Raw genomic sequence first — 18,837 nt, forward strand, 5'->3', positions numbered from 1 at the left:
ACGAACTCGCCGACCGCATCGCCGTCCTCAACGGCGGAAAGATCGTCGCCGAAGGCACCGCCGACCAGCTCAAACGACAGATCCCCGGCGGCCACGTCCGGCTCCGCTTCACCGGCCCCGACGCCTACCGCAGCGCCTCCGACGCGCTGCGCGAGGCGGCGGCCCGCGACGACGAGGCGCTGACGCTGCGGATCGCGAACGACGGAAGCCAGCGCGAACTGCGGGCGCTGCTCGACCGGCTCGACGCCGCCGGCATCGAGGCGGACGAACTCACCGTCCACACCCCGGACCTGGACGACGTCTTCTTCGCCCTCACCGACTCGACCACCACCCTCCCCGCCCAGCCGAAGGAGCACGTCCGATGAGCACCCTCTCCCTCGCCGTCCGCGACTCGTCCACGATGCTCCGCCGGAACCTCCTGCACGCCCGCCGCTACCCGTCGCTCACGCTGAACCTGCTGCTGACGCCGGTCATGCTGCTCCTGCTCTTCGTCTACGTCTTCGGAGACGTGATGAGCGCCGGGATGGGCGGCGCCGACCGCTCCGCGTACGTCGCCTACCTGGTGCCCGGGCTGCTGCTCATGACCATCGGCTCCACCACCATCGGCACCGCGGTCTCCGTCGCCAACGACATGAACGAGGGGATCATCGCCCGCTTCCGGACGATGGCCATCCACCGGCCGTCCGTGCTGGTCGGGCATGTGATCGGCAGCGTCCTCCAGTCGGTGGCCAGTGTCGTCCTGGTGGGGGCGGTGGGGGTCGCGATCGGCTTCCGCTCCACCGGGGCCACCGCCCTCGAATGGCTCGCCGCCTTCGGCCTCCTGGTCGTCTTCGCCACCGCGCTCACCTGGATCGCGGTCGGCATGGGCCTGGTCTCGCCGAACGCGGAGGCCGCCTCCAACAACGCCCTCCCGCTGATCTTCCTGCCGCTGATCTCCAGCACCTTCGTGCCGATCGAGCAGATGCCCGGCTGGTTCCAGCCCGTCGCCGCGTACCAGCCCTTCACGCCGGCGATCGAGACCCTCCGCGGCCTCCTCCTCGGCACCGGGATCGGCCACAACGGCTGGCTCGCCCTCGCCTGGTGCGCCGGCCTCACCGTCCTCGGCTACGTCTGGTCCACCAAGACCTTCCGCAAGGACCCCAAGTAGTTCCCCCGAAGAAGAAGCGGACCGGCCGGATCCTGTCGAGATCTGGCCGGTCCGCTGTTTTTCGGCCTCCCGCCCTCCGTGATCATGGAACGGGAAACACGCCCGCACACACGACGAACGGAACGAGGGGGAGCCGCCATGGCCCTGGAGATGCGCGACCACTGCGAGCGCTGCGAGACGGCGGCCCTGCCCGCCGACGGCGACGCCCGGATCTGTTCGTACGAGTGCACCTTCTGCGTCCCCTGTACGGAGGAGATGTCCGGCGTCTGCCCCAACTGCGGCGGCGAGCTCCTGCCCCGCCCGCGTCGCGCGGCCTGACGCCAATGCCTCGGCCGGGCGGTCCATTTGGGGCGGGTACGGTGAGGCGCATGAACAGATGGACGCGAGGAGTGGCGGGGGCCGCCGTGTGTGCGGTGCTCCTGCTGACGGGGTGTGAGACCTCGGACGTCACGGCGAATCCCGGGGACGGGAAGCCCCAGGACGCCCGGCAGGAGGACGCCCCGCCGAAGGAGGCGGTGGCCGGCGCCGCGGACCTGGCCCCCGTCGTCGGGGAGTGGAAGGAGACCGGCACGGAGGGCGACACCCCCTGGACCATCCGGATCTCCGCCGACGGGACGTTCTGGACCAGCGACGGAAGCGACGAGTGCCAGGGCACGGTGAAGCCCGTCCCCTCCGAGGCGGACAAGGTCTGGCGCCACTTCCTGGCGGACGCGGACTGCGGCTGGGCGGGGCGGCAGCTGGCCCCGCTGCAGCTCGGCGAGGAGGACGGCGAGGAGAAGCTGATCCTCGTCAACGACGCGGGCGAGGGGAAGAAGGAGACCTACCTGCGCGCCGGGTAGCGGACCGCTCCGGCGGGCTTCCCCCCCCTTGCCGTGGCTAGCGGACGACGTCGAAGACCTGCTTCTGGATGCCGTTGGAGTACGTCTCGTGCTCCACGAGCCGCAGCTTTTGGGCGTCCTTGTCGGCGGTGCTGAAGAGGCGCTTGCCGGCGCCGAGGAGGAGCGGGAAGACCAGGAGGTGGTAGCGGTCGATCAGGCCCGCGTCCGCGAGGGCGCGGTTCAGGGTCGCGCTGCCGTGGACGATGATCGGGCCGCCCTCGGTCTCCTTCAGGGCGGCGACCTCGTCGAGGGTGCGCAGGATCGTGGTCGGGCCCCAGTCGGAGACGAGGTCGTCGTCGGTGAGCGTGGTGGAGACGACGTACTTCGGCATCTCCTTGTAGTCGGCGAAGTCCGCCATGCCGGGCCAGACGGGGCTGAAGGCCTGGTAGCTGGCGCGGCCGAGCAGCATCGCGGTCGCCTCCTGCTGCTCGCGGCCCTTGATCTCGTACGCCTCCGGGACGAAGTCGATGTCCTTGAAGGTCCAGCCCGCGTTCCGGTAGCCCTCCTCGCCGCCGGGGGCCTCGACGACGCCGTCGAGGGAGACGAAGGCGGAGGTGATGAGAGTGCGCATGTCGGTGCCTCGGTTCTCGGTTCTCGGCCGTGAAGTGCCTGCTGTCGTTTTCATGATCTAGGACCGGGGGTGGCCGCGAAACTCATCGGTCCCGTTCCCGCCTTTTTCAAGCAAGCGTGCTTGATTGTTTTCGTGATCGCTGCCATGCTCCGACTCCTCAGGCCCGTCCTCCCGAGGGGAGCGCACCGTGTCCGACCCCGCCGACGTTCTCGCCGATCTCCGTGCCGAAGGCGATGAACTCGACGCGATCGTCAGCGAGTCGAGCGAGGAGAGCTGGCGGCTCGCGACGCCCGCGCCGCGCTGGAGCGTCGCCCATCAGATCGCCCATCTCGCCTGGACCGACCGGGCCGCGCTGCTCGCGGTGACCGACGCCGAGGCGTTCGCCGCCGAGGTGGAGAAGGCGCTCGCCGCGCCCGAACGGTTCGTCGACGACGGGGCCGAGGAGGGCGCCGCGCTGCCGCCCGCCGAGCTGCTCGCGCGCTGGCGGGAGGGGCGGCGGCTCCTGGAGGAGGCCCTGCGGAAGGTGCCGCCCGGCGGACGGTTCCCCTGGTACGGGCCGCCGATGAGCGCCCCGGCGATGGCGACGGCCCGGCTGATGGAGACCTGGGCGCACGGTCAGGACGTCGCCGACGCCCTCGGAGTCGTCCGCCGGCCGACCGCGCGGCTGCGGCACGTGGCCTGGATCGGGCACCGGGCCCGCGACTACGCGTACCTGGTGCGCGGCGAGCAGCCGCCCGCCGAGCCGTTCCGGGTCGAACTCACCGGCCCCGGCGGGGAGTCGTGGGCGTACGGTCCCGAGGACGCCGCGCAGCGGGTGAGCGGGGACGCGGTCGAGTTCTGTCTGCTCGTCACGCAGCGGGTGCACCGGGACGACACGGGGCTGCGCGCGGAGGGGGCGGACGCGGAGCACTGGCTGGGCATCGCGCAGGCGTTCGCCGGTCCGGCGGGGCCGGGGCGCGGACCGAAGGGGGAGGCGTCGTGAGCGTGTTGAGGATCGGGAACGCCTCCGGGTTCTACGGCGACCGGTTCGGCGCCGTCCGCGAGATGCTGACCGGCGGCCGGCTCGACGTGCTCACCGGGGACTACCTCGCCGAGCTGACCATGCTGATCCTGGGCCGCGACCTGCTGAAGGACCCCTCCGCCGGGTACGCGAAGACCTTCCTGCGGCAGATGGAGGAGGGCCTCGGGCTCGCCCACGACCGGGGCACGCGGATCGTCGTCAACGCCGGCGGGCTGAACCCGGCGGGGCTCGCGGAGGCGCTGCGCGGCCTGGCCGGGCGGCTCGGGCTGCCGACGCGGGTCGGGTACGTGGAGGGGGACCGGCTGCCGGGCGAGGCGGGGGTGCTGACCGCCAACGCCTACCTCGGCGGGGCGGGGATCGCGGCCTGTCTGGAGGCCGGCGCGGACGTCGTCGTCACCGGGCGCGTGACGGACGCGGCGCTCGTCACCGGGCCCGCCCAGTGGTGGTTCGGGTGGGGGCCGCAGGAGTACGACCGGCTCGCCGGGGCGGTCGTCGCCGGGCACGTCCTGGAGTGCGGTACGCAGGCCACCGGCGGCAACTACGCCTTCTTCCGCGAGCACGAGGCGAAGCTTCTGCCGCGGCCCGGCTTCCCGCTGGCCGAGGTGCACGAGGACGGGTCGGCGGTCGTCACCAAGCATCCCGGCACGGGCGGGGTCGTCGACGTCGGCACCGTCACCGCGCAGCTGCTGTACGAGACCTCCGGCGCCCGGTACGCCGGGCCCGACGTGACCGCCCGGCTCGACTCGGTGCGGCTGACGCGGGAGGGGCCGGACCGGGTGCGGATCGACGGGGTGCGGGGCGAGGCGCCGCCCGCGACGCTCAAGGTGGGCCGCTGCCGGCTCGGCGGCCACCGCAACGAGGTCGTCTTCGTCCTCACCGGCCTCGACGTGGAGGAGAAGGCCGCGCTCGTCCGGGAGCAGATCCACGACGCCCTGGCGCAGGACCCGCCCGCCGACGTCCGCTGGGAGCTGGCCCGCACCGACCGGGAGGACGCCGGCACGCAGGAGACCGCGAGCGCGCTGCTGCGGCTCGTCGTCCGCGACCCCGACCCGGAGAAGGTGGGGCGGACCCTGACGGGGGCGGCGATCGAGCTGGCCCTCGCCAGCTACCCGGGCTTCCACGTGACCGCCCCGCCGGGCAGGGGCGCCCCCTACGGGGTCTTCGAGACGGCGTACGTGCCCGTCGGGGACGTCCCGCACACGGCGGTGCTGCCCGACGGGACCCGGGTCGCCGTGCCCGTACCGCCCGCGACCCGCGCCCTGGAACCCGTACCCGGACCGGAGCTCCCCGAGCCGCTGCCGCCGGGGCCGACGGTCCGCGCGCCGCTCGGGCGGATCGCGGGGGCCCGCAGCGGTGACAAGGGCGGGGACGCGAACGTGGGGGTGTGGGTGCGGACGGAGGCGGAGTGGCGGTGGCTCGCGCACACGCTCACCGTCGGCCTGTTCCGTGAACTCCTGCCGGAGACGGCCGGCTTGGCCGTCACCCGGCACGTGCTGCCGAACCTGCGGGCGGTGAACTTCACCGTCGCCGGGATCCTCGGCGAGGGCGTCGCCTCCCAGGCCCGTTTCGACCCCCAGGCCAAGGCCCTCGGCGAATGGCTCCGCTCCCGGCACGTGGACGTACCGGCGGAACTCCTGCCGGGCGACGGCCCGGCCGATGGCCCGGCCGGCCCGGAAGAGGCCTCGCCGACCCACCCCGACCTTCCGGAGGGACCCGCGTGACCGTCCTCGCCTCCGCCCTCGACACCGGCGGACCCGACTACCAGGAGCATCGCGCCGCGATGCTGGAGAAACTCGCCGCGCTCGACGCCGAGCACGCCAAGGCGCTGGCCGGCGGCGGCGAGAAGTACACCGCCCGGCACCGCGAGCGCGGCAAGCTGCTCGCCCGGGAGCGGATCGAGCTCCTGGTCGACCCCGACTCGCCGTTCCTGGAGCTGTCGCCGCTCGCCGCCTGGGGCAGCTCCTATCCCGTAGGGGCGTCCCTGGTCACCGGCATCGGGGTCGTGGAGGGCGTCGAGTGCCTGATCACCGCCAACGACCCGACCGTGCGCGGCGGCGCCTCCAACCCGTGGACGCTGAAGAAGGCGCTGCGGGCCAACGAGATCGCGTTCGCCAACCGGCTGCCGGTGATCTCGCTCGTCGAGTCCGGCGGAGCCGACCTGCCCTCGCAGAAGGAGATCTTCATCCCGGGCGGGGCGCTCTTCCGCGACCTCACCCGGCTCTCCGCCGCCGGGATCCCGACGGTCGCGGTCGTCTTCGGGAACTCGACGGCCGGCGGGGCGTACGTGCCCGGCATGTCCGACCACACGGTGATGATCGAGGAGCGGTCGAAGGTCTTCCTCGGCGGGCCGCCGCTGGTGAAGATGGCGACCGGCGAGGAGAGCGACGACGAGTCCCTCGGCGGGGCGGCGATGCACGCCCGCGTCTCCGGGCTCGCCGACCACTACGCCGTCGACGAGGCCGACGCGATCCGGCAGGCCCGCCGGATCGTCGCCCGCCTCAACCACCGCAAGCACCACGCGGACCCCGGCCCGGCCGAGCCGCCGAAGTACGACGCCGAGGAGCTCCTCGGGATCGTCCCGGGCGACCTGCGGACGCCGTTCGACCCGCGCGAGGTGATCGCCCGGCTCGTCGACGGCTCGGACTTCGACGAGTTCAAGCCGCTGTACGGGGCGTCGCTGGTGACCGGCTGGGCGCGGCTGCACGGCTATCCGGTGGGGATCCTCGCGAACGCGCAGGGGGTGCTGTTCAGCGCGGAGTCGCAGAAGGCCGCGCAGTTCATCCAGCTGGCGAACCAGCGGGACGTCCCGCTGCTCTTCCTGCACAACACCACCGGCTACATGGTCGGCAAGGAGTACGAGCAGGGCGGCATCATCAAGCACGGCGCGATGATGATCAACGCGGTGTCGAACTCGAAGGTCCCGCACCTGTCCGTCCTCATGGGAGCGAGCTACGGCGCCGGGCACTACGGCATGTGCGGGCGGGCGTACGACCCGAGGTTCCTCTTCGCCTGGCCGAGCGCCAAGTCCGCCGTCATGGGGCCGCAGCAGCTCGCGGGCGTGCTGTCGATCGTGGCGCGGGCGTCGGCGGCGGCCAAGGGGCAGCCGTACGACGACGAGGCCGACGCCGGTCTGCGGGCCATGGTCGAGGCGCAGATCGAGTCCGAGTCGCTGCCGCACTTCCTCTCCGGCCTGCTCTACGACGACGGGGTCATCGACCCCCGCGACACCCGCACGGTCCTCGGGCTGTGCCTGTCCGCGATCCACACGGCACCGGTCGAGGGCGCGCGCGGCGGCTTCGGCGTCTTCCGAATGTGAGGCCCATCATGACGAGGCCACTGATGATTTCGACCGTCCTGGTCGCCAACCGTGGCGAGATCGCCTGCCGCGTCTTCCGCACCTGCCGTGAGCTGGGCATCGCGACCGTCGCCGTGTACTCCGACGCCGACGCGGACGCCCTGCACGTGCGGGAGGCGGACGCGGCGGTGCGGCTGCCGGGGGCGGCGTCCTCGGAGACGTATCTGCGCGGCGACCTGATCGTGGCGGCGGCGCTCGCGGCGGGCGCGGACGCCGTCCACCCCGGCTACGGCTTCCTCTCCGAGAACGCCGGCTTCGCCCGGGCGGTGACGGAGGCCGGGCTGCGGTGGATCGGTCCGCCGCCGGAGGCCATCGAGGCGATGGCGTCGAAGACCCGCGCCAAGGAACTCCTCGGCATCGCGCCGCTCGACCCGGCGGCCGTCACCGCCGCCGAGCTGCCCGTCCTGGTGAAGGCGGCGGCGGGCGGCGGCGGGCGCGGCATGCGCGTCGTCCGCGAACTGGCCGATCTGGAAGGGGAGCTGAAGGCGGCTTCGGCCGAGGCGGAGAGCGCCTTCGGGGACGGGGAGGTGTTCGTCGAGCCGTACGTGGAGGACGGGCGCCACGTCGAGGTGCAGGTCCTCGCCGACGCGCACGGCACCGTGTGGGCGCTCGGCACCCGCGACTGCTCGCTGCAGCGGCGGCACCAGAAGGTGATCGAGGAGTCCCCGGCGCCCGGCCTGCCGGCCGGGCTCGCCGAGGAGCTGTACGGGGCCTCGGTGGCGGCCGCCAAGGCCGTCGGGTACGTGGGCGCGGGCACGGTGGAGTTCCTGGTCGCGGACGGGCGGGCGCACTTCCTGGAGATGAACACCCGCCTCCAGGTCGAGCACCCGGTGACCGAGGCCGTGCACGGCGTCGACCTCGTCGCCCTCCAGCTCGCCGTCGCCGAGGGCCGCCCGCTGCCGCCGGAGCCGCCGGCCGCCCGGGGGCACGCCGTCGAGGCCCGGCTGTACGCCGAGGACCCGGCGGCGGGGTGGGCGCCGCAGACGGGCCGCCTGCACGCGTTCGCGGTGCCGGGCGCGTCCGCCCCGCCCGTCGCGTCCGCCCTGTCCTCCCCGCCCTCCCCGTCCGCCGCGCCCGGTGTCCGCGTCGACACCGGTTACGCCTCCGGGGACACCGTCCCCGTGCACTACGACGCGATGCTCGCGAAGGTCGTCGCGCACGCGCCGACCCGCGCCGAGGCCGTCCGGAAGCTCGCGGGCGCCCTGGAGCGGGCCGTGATCCACGGGCCGGCCACCAACCGGGACCTCCTCGTCGCCTCGCTGCGGCACGAGGAGTTCCAGGACGAGGACCGCCTCGACACCGGCTTCTACGACCGGAACCTGGACGCGCTCACCCGGCCCGCCGAGGGCGACGCGGCGTACGCGGCCGTCGCCGCCGCGCTGGCCGCCGCGCACCGCGACTCCGGCCGTTTCGGCGGGGGCTGGCGGAACGTCCGGTCGCAGGACGAGATCCGGACGTACGAGGACGGCACCGAGAGCGGCACCGAGGTCCGCTACCGGCCCGCCTGGGGCGGCGGCTTCGAGGTGCTCGCCCCCGAGGGGGTACGGGTCGTGAGCGCGGCGGCCGACCGCGTACGGCTCGACGTCGCGGGCGTCGTGCGGGACTTCGAGGTGGCGGCGTACGGGGACGGGACCGTCCACGTCGGGCGCCACCGGCTCACCCTCCGCCCCCGCTTCACCGACCCGCGCGAGCAGACCCTCCCCGGGTCGCTGCTCGCGCCGATGCCCGGCACCGTCGTCCGGCTCGCGGACGGCCTCGCCGTCGGCGACCGGGTCGAGGCCGGGCAGCCGCTGCTCTGGCTGGAGGCGATGAAGATGGAGCACCGCGTCACCGCTCCCGCCTCCGGCACGCTCACCGCGCTCCACGCCGCCCCCGGCCGTCAGGTCGAGGTCGGTGCCCTGCTCGCCGTCGTACAGACCGAAGACGTACAGGCCGAAGACCAGGAGGAAGACACCGTATGAGCACCGACATCGAGCCCCGGGAGCACAGTGAGCTCCGCGCCGCCGTCTCCGCGCTCGGCCGCCGCCACGGTCCCGGCTTCGACCGCGCCGCCCTGTGGGCGGAGGCCGGGAAGCTCGGCTACCTGGGCGTGAACCTGCCGGAGGAGTACGGCGGCGGGGGCGGCGGCATGGCCGAGCTGTCCATCGTCCTGGAGGAGGCCGGGGCCGCCGGGGCGCCGCTCCTGATGATGGTCGTCTCGCCCGCGATCTGCGGCACGGTCATCTCCCGCTTCGGCACCGACGGGCAGAAGGAGGCCTGGCTGCCCGGGCTCGCCGACGGCTCGAAGACGATGGCCTTCGGCATCACCGAGCCCGACGCCGGCTCCAACTCCCACCGCATCACCACCACCGCGACCCGCACCGAGGACGGCTGGGTCCTCAACGGCCGCAAGGTCTTCGTCTCCGGCGTGGACATCGCCGACGCGACCCTGATCGTCGGCCGCACGTCGGACGCCCGCACCGGCAACCTGAAGGCGTGCCTCTTCATCGTCCCGCGCGACACGCCCGGCTTCGGGCGGCGCCACATCGAGATGGAACTCGACGCGGACGAGAAGCAGTTCGAGCTCACCCTCGACGACGTGCACCTGCCGGCCGACGCGCTCGTCGGCGACGAGGACGCCGGCCTGCTCCAGCTCTTCGCGGGGCTCAACCCCGAGCGGATCATGACGGCCGCGTTCGCGATCGGCATGGGGCGGTACGCCCTCGAACGCGCCGTCGGCTACGCGAAGGAGCGGCAGGTCTGGAAGACGCCGATCGGCGCCCACCAGGCCGTCGCCCACCCCCTCGCGCAGGCCCACATCGAGCTGGAACTCGCCCGCCTGATGATGCAGAAGGCGGCGCGACTGTACGACGCGGGCGACGACTTCGGCGCGGGCGAGGCCGCCAACATGGCGAAGTACGCGGCGGCCGAGGCGTGCGTGAAGGCCGTCGACACCGCCGTGCACACCCTCGGCGGCAACGGCCTCACCAAGGAGTTCGGCCTCGCCCGGCTGGTCACGGCCTCCCGGGTGGCGCGGATCGCCCCGGTCAGCCGGGAGATGATCCTGAACTACGTCTCCGCCCACACCCTGGGCCTGCCGAAGTCGTACTGAGCCGCCGGTCGGGCCGGCGGTCAGGGCGGCGGTCGAGCTAGCGGTCGGGCCGCCGGGAGGCGGATCCTCGGATAGCGCCTCCCGGTTGTGAAGGTCCTGTGTACGATCCGGGCGCGGCGGCACTCCGCTCGGTGCCGTCGTCCCCGTCAGGCCCTTGGAGCCGCACGTGTACCCGCAGCAGAACCCGTACCAGCCCGCCCCGGCGTGGCAGCCGCCCCGACGCTGGTGGCAGCACCCGGCGCTGATCATCACCCTGCTCGTCGTCTTCCCGCCGGCGGGCATAGCCCTGGTCTGGCTCTCGCCGTGGACGAGCAGGGCGAAGATCGTGTCCACGATCGTGTCCGCCCTGTGGTTCGTCGTGGCGCTGTCCATGGACCCGCCGAAGGAGGAGGGCACGGACGACCCGAAGCCGGCGGTCACGGTGACGGTGACCGTCACCGTGACGCCCACGCCCACGCCGACGCCCACGCCGTCGGTCGAGCCGACGACGGAAGCGCCGACCCCGGAGCCGACCACCGAGGCGCCGACCCCGGAGCCGACGACCGAGGCGCCGACGACCCGGCCCCCGAAGCCCACCACGCAGGCCCCCGAGCCGACCACCCAGGCCCCGAAGCCCACCACCCAGGCCCCGAAGCCGAAGCCCACGCAGGTGACCCAGCCCCCGGAGACGGCCGAGCCGGAACCCGAGGTGTACTACGCGAACTGCACCGCCGTCCGCGCCGCGGGCGCCGACCCGATCCGCCGGGGCGACCCCGGCTACGGCAGCCACCTCGACCGCGACGGCGACGGGGTCGCCTGCGAGTGACCGGGCCGGTGGCCGGGATCAGGGGGTCCAGACCCCCGTCCCGGCCGCCGACCTGACGTAGTCCGCGAAGTCCCGGGGCTCGCGCCCGAGCGCCCGCTGGACGCCGTCCGCGAGCTCCCCGAAGCGGCTGTCGGCGATCCACTCGAAGAGCAGGTTCAGGAGCGCGGTGAAGTCCTCCGGCAGCCCCGCCCGGCGGGCGCGGTCCGCGAACTCGCCGGGGGAGACGGCCCGGTAGCCCACCGGCCGGCCGGTCGCGCGGGCCAGCTCCTGCGCCACCTGGTCCAGGGTCAGCAGCCGCGGGCCGGTGAGCGCGTACTCCGCGCCGGCGTGGCCGTCCTCGGTGAGGGCGGCCACCGCCACGTCGGCGATGTCCTCCGCGTCGACGTACGGCTCGACGCCCTGTCCGGCCGCCCACGCCACCTCGCCGTCGAGGATCTGGCCGCGGAAGAAGGCGTCCTCGCTGAAGTTCTGCGCGAACCAGGCCGGCTTGAGCAGCGTCCAGGCGGTCCCCGACTCGCGGACGGCCCGCTCGCAGGGCAGCTTCTCCTCCCCGTCGGGCACGACCCACTCGCGGTGCGAGAGCAGCACGAGGCGCTCGACGCCCCGGTCCGCCGCCAGCTTCGCGAACTCCCGCATGAGCGCGCCGGCGTCGGCCGTCATCGAGTCGACGAGATAGGCGGCGCCGACGCCGTCGAGGACGGGCTCCCAGGTGTTGCGGTCGTGCCAGTCGAAGCGGGCGGGGCCCTTGCGGGAGGCGACACGGACGGAGTGGCCGCGGCGGCGGAGGCGGGAGACGACCCGGCGGCCGGTCTTGCCGGTGCCGCCGAGGACGAGGAAGGGCTCGGTTTCGGTGCTGTTGTGGATCGTCATGCGCTCAGTCAAACCGGGGCGGATGAGCGTCGGAATGGTCCAGAAGCGCAGGGGCATACGCGTCCGTCTCACGTGACGGTGGTCGCGGCTGCGGGCTCCCTAGACTCGACGGCATGGATCCGCTGACCAGCCTCCTCCAGGAAGTGCGCTCCTGCGGCGCCGTGTTCGGACGGAACCTGCTGGAGCCGCCGTGGGCCGTGCGCTTCGCCGACCAGGGGGCGCTGACCCTGGTGACGCTGTTGAGGGGGGAAGGCTGGATCGTGCCGGAGGGCACGGCCGGGCCGGTGGGGCAGGTGGGACCGGAGAGGCAGGCGGGACCGTCGGCGTCGATGCCGGTGTCGGTGCCCGTGCCCGTGCCCGTGCCCGTGCCCGTGCCGGTGCGGCTCGGGGCAGGGGACGTGGCGGTCGTGACGGGGCCGGAGCCGTTCTCGATCACGGACGATCCGGCCGCGGCGACCCGGCCGCTCTTCGTCGTCCACCCGGACCGCTGCACGACGGCCGACGGCTGCGACATCGGCGAGGACGTCATCCTGGGCCTGCGCACCTGCGGCAACAGCGAGGACGGGCCCACCGTCCTGCTCACCGCCTCCTACCAGGCGACGGGGCGGGTCTCGGAGCGGCTGCTCGGCGGCCTGCCGCGTACGCTCCTCGTCCCGCACGACGCGCCCGACCCGGTCCTGGAGCTGGCCGCCGTCGAGACCGGCCGGGACGCACCGGGCCAACAGGCCGTCCTGGACCGGCTGTTGGACCTGCTCCTGCTCTCCACGCTCCGCGAATGGTTCGCCCGCCCGGAGGCCTGCCCGCCGGGCTGGTACCGGGCCATGGGCGACCCGGTGGCGGGCCGGGCGCTCCGGCTGATCCACGCCCGGCCGGAGCGCGCGTGGACGGTGGACGCGCTGGCGGCGGAGGCCGGGGTCTCGCGCGCGACGCTCGCCCGCCGCTTCACGGCGCTCGTGGGCCGGCCGCCGATGGCGTACCTCACGGAGTGGCGGCTGACCCTGGCCGCCGACCTCCTCGCCCGTACCGACGCGACGGTCGCGTCGATCGCCCGCCAGGTCGGCTACCGCACGCCCTTCGCCCTGAGTGCCGCGCTGAAGCGGGTCCACGACACCCGCCCGGCGGAGCTGAGGGCGGCCGTCGCGGCCGAGCGCGGATAAACCAAGCACGCGTGCTTGATTGTTTTGCGGTGGCCTGCCAAGGTCTCCCCAAGCGCTGACGGGGTCTCCCGACTCCGTACGGGGTCTTCCGGTTCCGTACGGGGTCTCCCCAAGCGGTGCCCGCGGCAGCGATCCTGGCGACCACCTTCCACCCACCTCTCCAGGGGGCCACGCATGGTGTTCCACAGCGAGTACGAGCCCGTTCCCGCCCTGTCCCTCCCCATCCACGACGCCGTCCTGGGCCGGGCCGCCGCCTACGGGGACGCGCCCGCGCTGGTCGACGGGGCCGGTGAACTGACCCTGTCGTACGCGCAGGTGGACGCCTTCCACCGGCGGGTCGCCGCCGGGCTCGCCGAGGCCGGGGTGCGGAAGGGCGACGTCCTCGCCCTGCACAGCCCCAACACCGTGCTGTTCCCGATCGCGTTCTACGCCGCCACCCGCGCCGGCGCCTCCGTCACCACGGTCCACCCGCTCGCCACCCCCGAGGAGTTCGCCAAGCAGCTGCGGGACTCGGCGGCGCGCTGGATCGTCACCGTCTCGCCGCTCCTGCCGGCCGCCCGCGCCGCCGCCGAACTCGCGGGCGGCGTCGAGGAGATCTTCGTCTGCGACGCGGCGCCGGAGGGGGACGGGGTGCGGTCGCTCCAGTCCTTCCTGGCCTCCGCCGCGCCCGAGCCGGAGATCGCCGTCGACCCCGCCGAGGACGTCGCCGCCCTCCCGTACTCCTCCGGCACCACCGGCGTCCCCAAGGGCGTGATGCTCACCCACGCCTCCATAGCGACGAACCTGGCCCAGCTGGAGCCGTTCGTCCCGATGGGACCGGGCGACCGCATCCTCGCGGTCCTTCCCTTCTTCCACATTTATGGGCTTACGGCTCTGATGAACGCGCCGCTGCGGCAGGGCGCCACCGTCGTCGTGCTGCCGCGCTTCGAGCTCGACACCTTCCTCGGCGCGATCCAGAAGCACCGCATCAACGGCCTGTACGTGGCTCCGCCGATCGTCCTCGCACTCGCCAAGCACCCGGCGGTCGCCGCGTACGACCTGTCCTCGCTGGAGTACATCGTCAGCGCGGCCGCCCCGCTCGACGCGGCGCTCGCGGCGGCGTGTTCGGCCCGGCTCGGCCTGCCGCCGGTGCGGCAGGCGTACGGCATGACCGAGCTGTCGCCGGGCACGCACGTCACGCCGCTGAGCGCCGAGAACCCGCCGCCCGGCACCGTCGGCAAGCTGCTGCCCTCGACCGAGATGCGGATCCTCTCCCTCGACGACCCGTCGAAGGACGCGGCGGTGGGGGAGGAGGGCGAGATCGCCATCCGCGGGCCGCAGGTGATGAAGGGGTACCTGGGGCGGCCGGAGGCCACCGCCGAGATGATCGACGCCGACGGCTGGGTGCACACCGGCGACATCGGGCGGGTCGACGCGGACGGCTGGCTGTACGTCGTCGACCGCGTGAAGGAACTGATCAAGTACAAGGGCTTCCAGGTCGCCCCCGCCGAGCTGGAGGCGCTCCTCCTCACCCACGAGGGGGTCGCCGACGCGGCGGTCATCGGCGTGACGGACGCGGAGGGGACGGAGATCCCGAAGGCGTTCGTGGTGCGGCAGCCGGAGGCGGCCGGGCTGACCGCCGAGGACGTGATGACGCACGTGGCCGCGCGGGTCGCCCCGTACAAGCGGGTCAGGGCGGTCGAGTTCGTCGACGCGGTGCCCCGGGCCGCCTCCGGGAAGATCCTGCGGCGCGAGCTGCGGACGCGCTGAACTGGAACCCGCGTCCGTGTCCGCGTCCGCGTCCGTGTACGAGTCAGCCGAGTCAGCGGCGCCGGCCGAGCCGGCCGAGCCGGCCGAGCCGGCCGAGCCGGCCGAGAGAGCCGAGAGAGTCGAGGGATCCCCATGAGCCTGATCGCCGTCACCGAGGAGCGGGGCGTCACCACGCTCGCCCTCGACTCCCCGGACACCCGCAACGCCCTCTCGGCCGCGCTCGTCACCGAACTCGCCGAGGCGCTCGCCGCGGCCGGGAAGGACCCGGCCGTGCGGGCGGTGGTGCTCACGCACACGGGCTCCACGTTCAGCGCGGGCGCGGACCTGAAGGCGCCGCCGAGCCCGTACGCCTTCGTGGACCTGCTCCGGCAGGTGGTGGAGCTGCCGAAGCCGGTCGTCGGGCACGTCACGGCCGGCGGCCGGGCCCGCGCAGGCGGCCTCGGTCTGCTCGGCGCCTGCGACATCGTGGTGGCGGGGGAGGGGGCGGACTTCGCGCTCACGGAGGTACGGATCGGGGTGGCGCCGGCGGTGATCTCGCTGACCCTGCTGCCGAGGCTGGAACCCCGCGCGGCGGCCCGCCACTACCTGACCGGCGAGCGGTTCGGCGTCCCGGAGGCGCGGGCGATGGGCCTGGTCACGGCGGGGGAGGAGGAGCTCGGGGCGATCCTGGACGGGCTGCGGGCGGGCTCGCCGCAGGGGTTGCGCGAGTCGAAACGGCTGGTCACCGCTAGAGTCCTGGAGGCCTTCGAGCGCGACGCGGAGGAGCTGGTGCAGCGATCGGCGACGCTCTTCGCCTCCGCCGAGGCGCGCGAGGGCATGACGGCCTTCCTCGAACGACGGGACCCCGAATGGCGGCTGTGACCGCGCCCAAGCAGGACCGGAGCCGAGCCACCCGGCAGCGTCTCCTGGAGGCGGCCGTGGCCTGCCTGGCCGAACACGGCTGGGCGGGCTCCACGGTGGCGGTGGTCGCCGAGCGGGCCGGGGTGTCGCGGGGCGCGGCCCAGCACCACTTCCCGACCCGCGAGGACCTGTTCACGGCGGCGGTCGAGTACGTCGCGGAGGAGCGTTCGCAGGCGCTGCGGGCGCTGCCGACGGACGACCGGGCGCAGACCGTCGCCGGGCTCGTCGGCCTCTACACCGGCCCCCTGTTCCGGGCCGCCCTCCATCTGTGGGTGGCGGCCTCGAACGAGGAGCAGCTCCGCGCCCGCGTCACCGAACTGGAGGCGCGGGTGGGCCGCGAGTCCCACCGGATCGCCGTGGAGCTGCTCGGCGCCGACGAGTCGCGCCCCGGCGTCCGCGAGACCGTCCAGGGACTCCTGGACATGGCCCGGGGCCTGGGCCTCGCGACGCTCCTCACGGACGACACGGCCCGCCGTGACCGGGTGGTGGCCCAGTGGTCCCACCTGATCGACGAGGCGCTGGCGGACCGGCCCTAGGGCCGGTCCGGCCCTTCCCGTCGGGCACGGACGCCGCGGGTCGGACGTCGGGGACCGGACGTCGCGGGTCGGACGCCGCGGGCACGGACACCGCAGGTCGGACGCCCGGGATCAGACGCCGGGGATCAGACGCCCGGGATCTCCCGGGCCCGGAAGGCGTCGCGGACCGCGGCCTCCGCGTCCGCGCCGTACATCCGGCGGGCGGTCTCCACGGTCGTCCGCGCCGCGGCCTCGAAGGAGGTGTCGGGGGCGAAGCCGAACTGCGCGTTCACGACGATCCGGTCGGCGGTGCGGGCGCCGAGGGCCTTGCGGATGTCGAAGAGGGCGCGGGACCAGATCTCGCCGTCGGCGTGGACCTCGCCCTCGCGGTCGGCGTAGGTCTTGGTGCCGTCGAGGCGGCGCAGGCAGTGCGGGGCGGCGCTGTAGCCGGTGGCGTCCCAGTCGGCGACGCAGGCCTCCTCGGCCTTCATGGGCCAGCCGTACTTCTGGATGGCGTGGTTGCCGACGGCGACGGCGAGGTAGTCGCCGAAGGCCTCGCCGATCGCGCCGGCCTCGGCGGAGGTGCCGAAGCCGGGGACCTGGGCGTGGTGCACGGCGTGGCCGTACTCGTGGAGGACGACCTCCGCGTCCTCGGCGTCGTCGACGCCGCCCTTGCCGAAGCGGATCTCGGCCTTCTTGTCGGTGAAGTAGGAGTTGTCGGCGCCCCACTGGTTGAGCCGGACGGGCTGCACGCGGTCGTTGGCGCCGGGCAGCTCGGTCCCGAAGCCGAGGCTCTGCAGGTACTCCTGGCCCTCGTTGACCCAGAAGTACGCCATGACCTGCTCGAACTCGTCGTCGGAGCGGTCGTACGAGGCGGCGTCCGCGACCGTCGCGGGCTTGCCGGTCTCGGACCGGACGCTGGCCCACTTCCCGGACAGCCCGCCGCTCGCGTCGAGGTTCCGGAGGGTCGCGAGCGCGTAGGCGGAGGCGGGGACGTCGCCGACCGCGTCCTTGTGGTCGGCGAGGCCCTGGTCGCCGGTGGCCTGCACGGGGTTGACCATGAAGATCCGCCCCTGCGGAGCGGACGCGGCGGTGGCCCCGGGCGAGGGGACGAGCGCCCCGGCGACGGCGAGCGCGCCGACGGCGACGGCGAGGAGGCGGCGGGGGGTACGACGAGCGGTCATGGACATCGGGACATCCTCCTGCGCGCGGGCGCGACAACGAGACGATTGGCATGCGCGTGACACGCAAGGCGCCGATCCTTACGCACCCGCCACCCCCCTGAACACCCCCCACCCTGTGACCCGGACCACACCCCACCAGGAGGGTGCGCCCTCTCGGTCCGGCTGTGGGCCCGGGCCCGGTGCGGCCGGCACCCCGCCGCCGCCCCGTGTGGGCAGGCGCGCCCGCCGTCCCCGGCGGAGCCGGGCCCGTACCACCGCACCACCGCGGCAGGTGGCTGTGGCCTGGGCCACAGGGCAAGGGGAGGGTCCGCAGTACGCTGGTCGCATGCCTCTGCTCGTTCGCCGTCGCCACGTGGACTTCGTCCGCGTCACGAGCATGGCCTGTCGCCGCGCCGCCTGACCCCAGGGGCAGCAACCCTCCCGCCCCGCGGGGTCCCCCATCCGACCCCTGTCGACCGGCACCCGTGGCCCCCGCCCCACCCCGGCGGCCGCCCCGGGACCCGTACACCCGCGGACGCACCCATGACCCTCACCGCCCCCGTACCCACCTCCCCCTCTCCCGCCACCTCGTACCCCTCGCAGCTCCCGATCGTCGACCTCTCCGCCGCCGACCGCGGCCCCGACGCCCGCCGGCTGCTCCACGCCCAGCTGCACTCCGCCGCCCACGACGTGGGCTTCTTCCAGCTGGTCGGGCACGGTGTGACCGAGGCGGAGACCCGGGCGCTCACCGACGCCATGCACGCCTTCTTCGCCCTGCCGGAGCCGGACCGGCGCGCGATCGACAACCTGAACTCGCCGCACTTCCGCGGCTACACCCGCGTCGGCGACGAGCGCACCCAGGGCGCCCGCGACTGGCGCGACCAGCTCGACATCGGCGCCGAGCGCCCCGCCCGCGCGCCCGCGCCGTGGGAGCCGCCGTACTGGTGGCTGGAGGGCCCCAACCAGTGGCCCGAGGCCCTGCCAGAGCTGCGTACGGCCGCCCTGCACTGGATCGACCGGCTCAGCGGCGTCGCCGAGAAGCTGCTGCGGGAGCTGCTCGCCTCGATCGGCGCGCGCGAGGACTTCTACGCCGACATCTTCGGGCCCCGTGCCCACCCGCACCTCAAGCTGGTGCGCTACCCGGGCAGCAGTGGTGACGGCGACGACCAGGGCGTCGGCGCCCACAAGGACTACGGCTTCCTGACCCTGCTGCTCCAGGACCAGGTCGGCGGGCTCCAGGTGCAGCGGGAGGACGGGCGCTTCCACGACGTGCCGCCGCTGCCCGGCGCCTTCGTCGTCAACCTCGGTGAACTCCTCGAAGTCGCGACGAACGGCTATCTGATCGCCACCAACCACCGGGTCGTCTCCCCGCCCGGCGCGACGGAACGGTACTCCGTCCCGTTCTTCTACAACCCGCGGCTCGACGCCCGGATCGCCCCGCTCGACTTCGCGTACGAGGACCGCGCGCCGGGCGTGACGGCCGATCCGGCGAACCCGATGTTCGCCGAGTACGGCCGGAACGAGCTGAAGGGGAAGGTCCGCGCGCATCCGCTGGTGGCGGCGCGCCACCACGCGGACCTCCTCCTCCGCCAGGACCGGCCGGTCGGCTAGCGGG

General features: G+C 74.0%; 18 protein-coding genes. 15 read left to right on the top strand and 3 right to left on the bottom strand.

Translation table 11 applies throughout. The annotated features are described in order from the left end of the window. The 4 genes from ABZ621_RS05075 to ABZ621_RS05090 all read left to right on the top strand — a co-directional run. A partial coding sequence (locus tag ABZ621_RS05075) for a DUF4162 domain-containing protein (RefSeq protein ID WP_360600834.1) occupies nucleotides 1-365 on the top strand: 365 nt, incomplete at its 5' end. Beyond that, nucleotides 362-1,147, top strand: a complete 786-nt coding sequence (locus ABZ621_RS05080; protein WP_360600836.1) for an ABC transporter permease — start codon at nucleotides 362-364, stop codon at nucleotides 1,145-1,147. The genes ABZ621_RS05075 and ABZ621_RS05080, both read left to right, overlap by 4 nt. Before the next feature lie 138 nt (nucleotides 1,148-1,285). Continuing rightward, entirely contained in the window at nucleotides 1,286-1,465 is a 180-nt protein-coding gene (locus ABZ621_RS05085; RefSeq protein ID WP_360600838.1) for a DUF1272 domain-containing protein, read from the top strand. 50 nt (nucleotides 1,466-1,515) lie between these two features. Then, nucleotides 1,516-1,986, top strand: a complete 471-nt coding sequence (locus ABZ621_RS05090; RefSeq protein ID WP_360600840.1) for a hypothetical protein — start codon at nucleotides 1,516-1,518, stop codon at nucleotides 1,984-1,986. Nucleotides 1,987-2,023: 37 nt separating this feature from the next. Here the strand turns inward: ABZ621_RS05090 and ABZ621_RS05095 are convergent, their stop codons facing one another. Further along, entirely contained in the window at nucleotides 2,024-2,596 is a 573-nt protein-coding gene (locus ABZ621_RS05095) for a dihydrofolate reductase family protein (protein ID WP_360600842.1), read from the bottom strand. 187 nt (nucleotides 2,597-2,783) lie between these two features. Between ABZ621_RS05095 and ABZ621_RS05100 the strand changes: the two genes are divergently transcribed. The 6 genes from ABZ621_RS05100 (at nucleotide 2,784) to ABZ621_RS05125 (ending at nucleotide 10,868) form a co-directional block, all read left to right on the top strand. Next, the gene (locus ABZ621_RS05100) at nucleotides 2,784-3,578 is read left to right on the top strand and encodes a TIGR03084 family metal-binding protein (RefSeq protein ID WP_360600844.1); all 795 of its coding nucleotides are present in this window, start codon (nucleotides 2,784-2,786) and stop codon (nucleotides 3,576-3,578) included. Then, nucleotides 3,575-5,338, top strand: a complete 1,764-nt coding sequence (locus tag ABZ621_RS05105) for an acyclic terpene utilization AtuA family protein (protein ID WP_360600846.1) — start codon at nucleotides 3,575-3,577, stop codon at nucleotides 5,336-5,338. The genes ABZ621_RS05100 and ABZ621_RS05105 overlap by 4 nt, the downstream gene beginning before the upstream one ends. After that, complete coding sequence (locus tag ABZ621_RS05110; RefSeq protein ID WP_360600848.1) at nucleotides 5,335-6,933, top strand: carboxyl transferase domain-containing protein; 1,599 nt, start codon at nucleotides 5,335-5,337, stop codon at nucleotides 6,931-6,933. Before ABZ621_RS05105 ends, ABZ621_RS05110 begins: the two co-directional genes overlap by 4 nt. A 23-nt stretch (nucleotides 6,934-6,956) precedes the next feature. Then, on the top strand, nucleotides 6,957-8,933 hold the full coding sequence (locus tag ABZ621_RS05115) for a biotin carboxylase N-terminal domain-containing protein (protein ID WP_360600850.1): 1,977 nt from the start codon (nucleotides 6,957-6,959) through the stop codon (nucleotides 8,931-8,933). Beyond that, a complete protein-coding gene (locus ABZ621_RS05120; protein WP_360600852.1) occupies nucleotides 8,930-10,063 on the top strand; it encodes an acyl-CoA dehydrogenase in 1,134 nt (377 codons plus the stop codon). The genes ABZ621_RS05115 and ABZ621_RS05120 overlap by 4 nt, the downstream gene beginning before the upstream one ends. 166 nt (nucleotides 10,064-10,229) lie before the next feature. Then, on the top strand, nucleotides 10,230-10,868 hold the full coding sequence (locus tag ABZ621_RS05125; protein WP_360600854.1) for an excalibur calcium-binding domain-containing protein: 639 nt from the start codon (nucleotides 10,230-10,232) through the stop codon (nucleotides 10,866-10,868). Nucleotides 10,869-10,886: 18 nt separating this feature from the next. Here the strand turns inward: ABZ621_RS05125 and ABZ621_RS05130 are convergent, their stop codons facing one another. Beyond that, nucleotides 10,887-11,738: an NmrA family NAD(P)-binding protein gene (locus ABZ621_RS05130; protein WP_360600856.1), complete on the bottom strand. Its 852-nt coding sequence runs from the start codon at nucleotides 11,736-11,738 to the stop codon at nucleotides 10,887-10,889. A 113-nt stretch (nucleotides 11,739-11,851) separates the two neighbouring features. On the opposite strand from ABZ621_RS05130, the gene ABZ621_RS05135 reads away from it, so the two are divergent. From ABZ621_RS05135 to ABZ621_RS05150, 4 genes are all read left to right on the top strand, one after another. Beyond that, the gene (locus tag ABZ621_RS05135; protein ID WP_360600858.1) at nucleotides 11,852-12,895 is read left to right on the top strand and encodes an AraC family transcriptional regulator; all 1,044 of its coding nucleotides are present in this window, start codon (nucleotides 11,852-11,854) and stop codon (nucleotides 12,893-12,895) included. A gap of 174 nt (nucleotides 12,896-13,069) precedes the next feature. Further along, complete coding sequence (locus tag ABZ621_RS05140) at nucleotides 13,070-14,644, top strand: AMP-binding protein (RefSeq protein ID WP_360600860.1); 1,575 nt, start codon at nucleotides 13,070-13,072, stop codon at nucleotides 14,642-14,644. A gap of 132 nt (nucleotides 14,645-14,776) precedes the next feature. Continuing rightward, on the top strand, nucleotides 14,777-15,505 hold the full coding sequence (locus tag ABZ621_RS05145) for an enoyl-CoA hydratase family protein (protein WP_360600862.1): 729 nt from the start codon (nucleotides 14,777-14,779) through the stop codon (nucleotides 15,503-15,505). Next, on the top strand, nucleotides 15,493-16,080 hold the full coding sequence (locus ABZ621_RS05150; protein ID WP_360600864.1) for a TetR/AcrR family transcriptional regulator: 588 nt from the start codon (nucleotides 15,493-15,495) through the stop codon (nucleotides 16,078-16,080). Before ABZ621_RS05145 ends, ABZ621_RS05150 begins: the two co-directional genes overlap by 13 nt. Nucleotides 16,081-16,205: 125 nt before the next feature. On the opposite strand, the gene ABZ621_RS05155 is transcribed toward ABZ621_RS05150, so the two are convergent. Next, on the bottom strand, nucleotides 16,206-17,243 hold the full coding sequence (locus ABZ621_RS05155; RefSeq protein ID WP_360600866.1) for a M4 family metallopeptidase: 1,038 nt from the start codon (nucleotides 17,241-17,243) through the stop codon (nucleotides 16,206-16,208). Between the two features lie 522 nt (nucleotides 17,244-17,765). On the opposite strand from ABZ621_RS05155, the gene ABZ621_RS05160 reads away from it, so the two are divergent. Further along, on the top strand, nucleotides 17,766-18,833 hold the full coding sequence (locus ABZ621_RS05160) for a 2-oxoglutarate and iron-dependent oxygenase domain-containing protein (protein ID WP_360600868.1): 1,068 nt from the start codon (nucleotides 17,766-17,768) through the stop codon (nucleotides 18,831-18,833). Nucleotides 18,834-18,837 lie beyond the last annotated feature (4 nt).

Source organism: Streptomyces sp. NPDC007863, assembly GCF_040633895.1.
GTDB lineage: Bacteria > Actinomycetota > Actinomycetes > Streptomycetales > Streptomycetaceae > Streptomyces.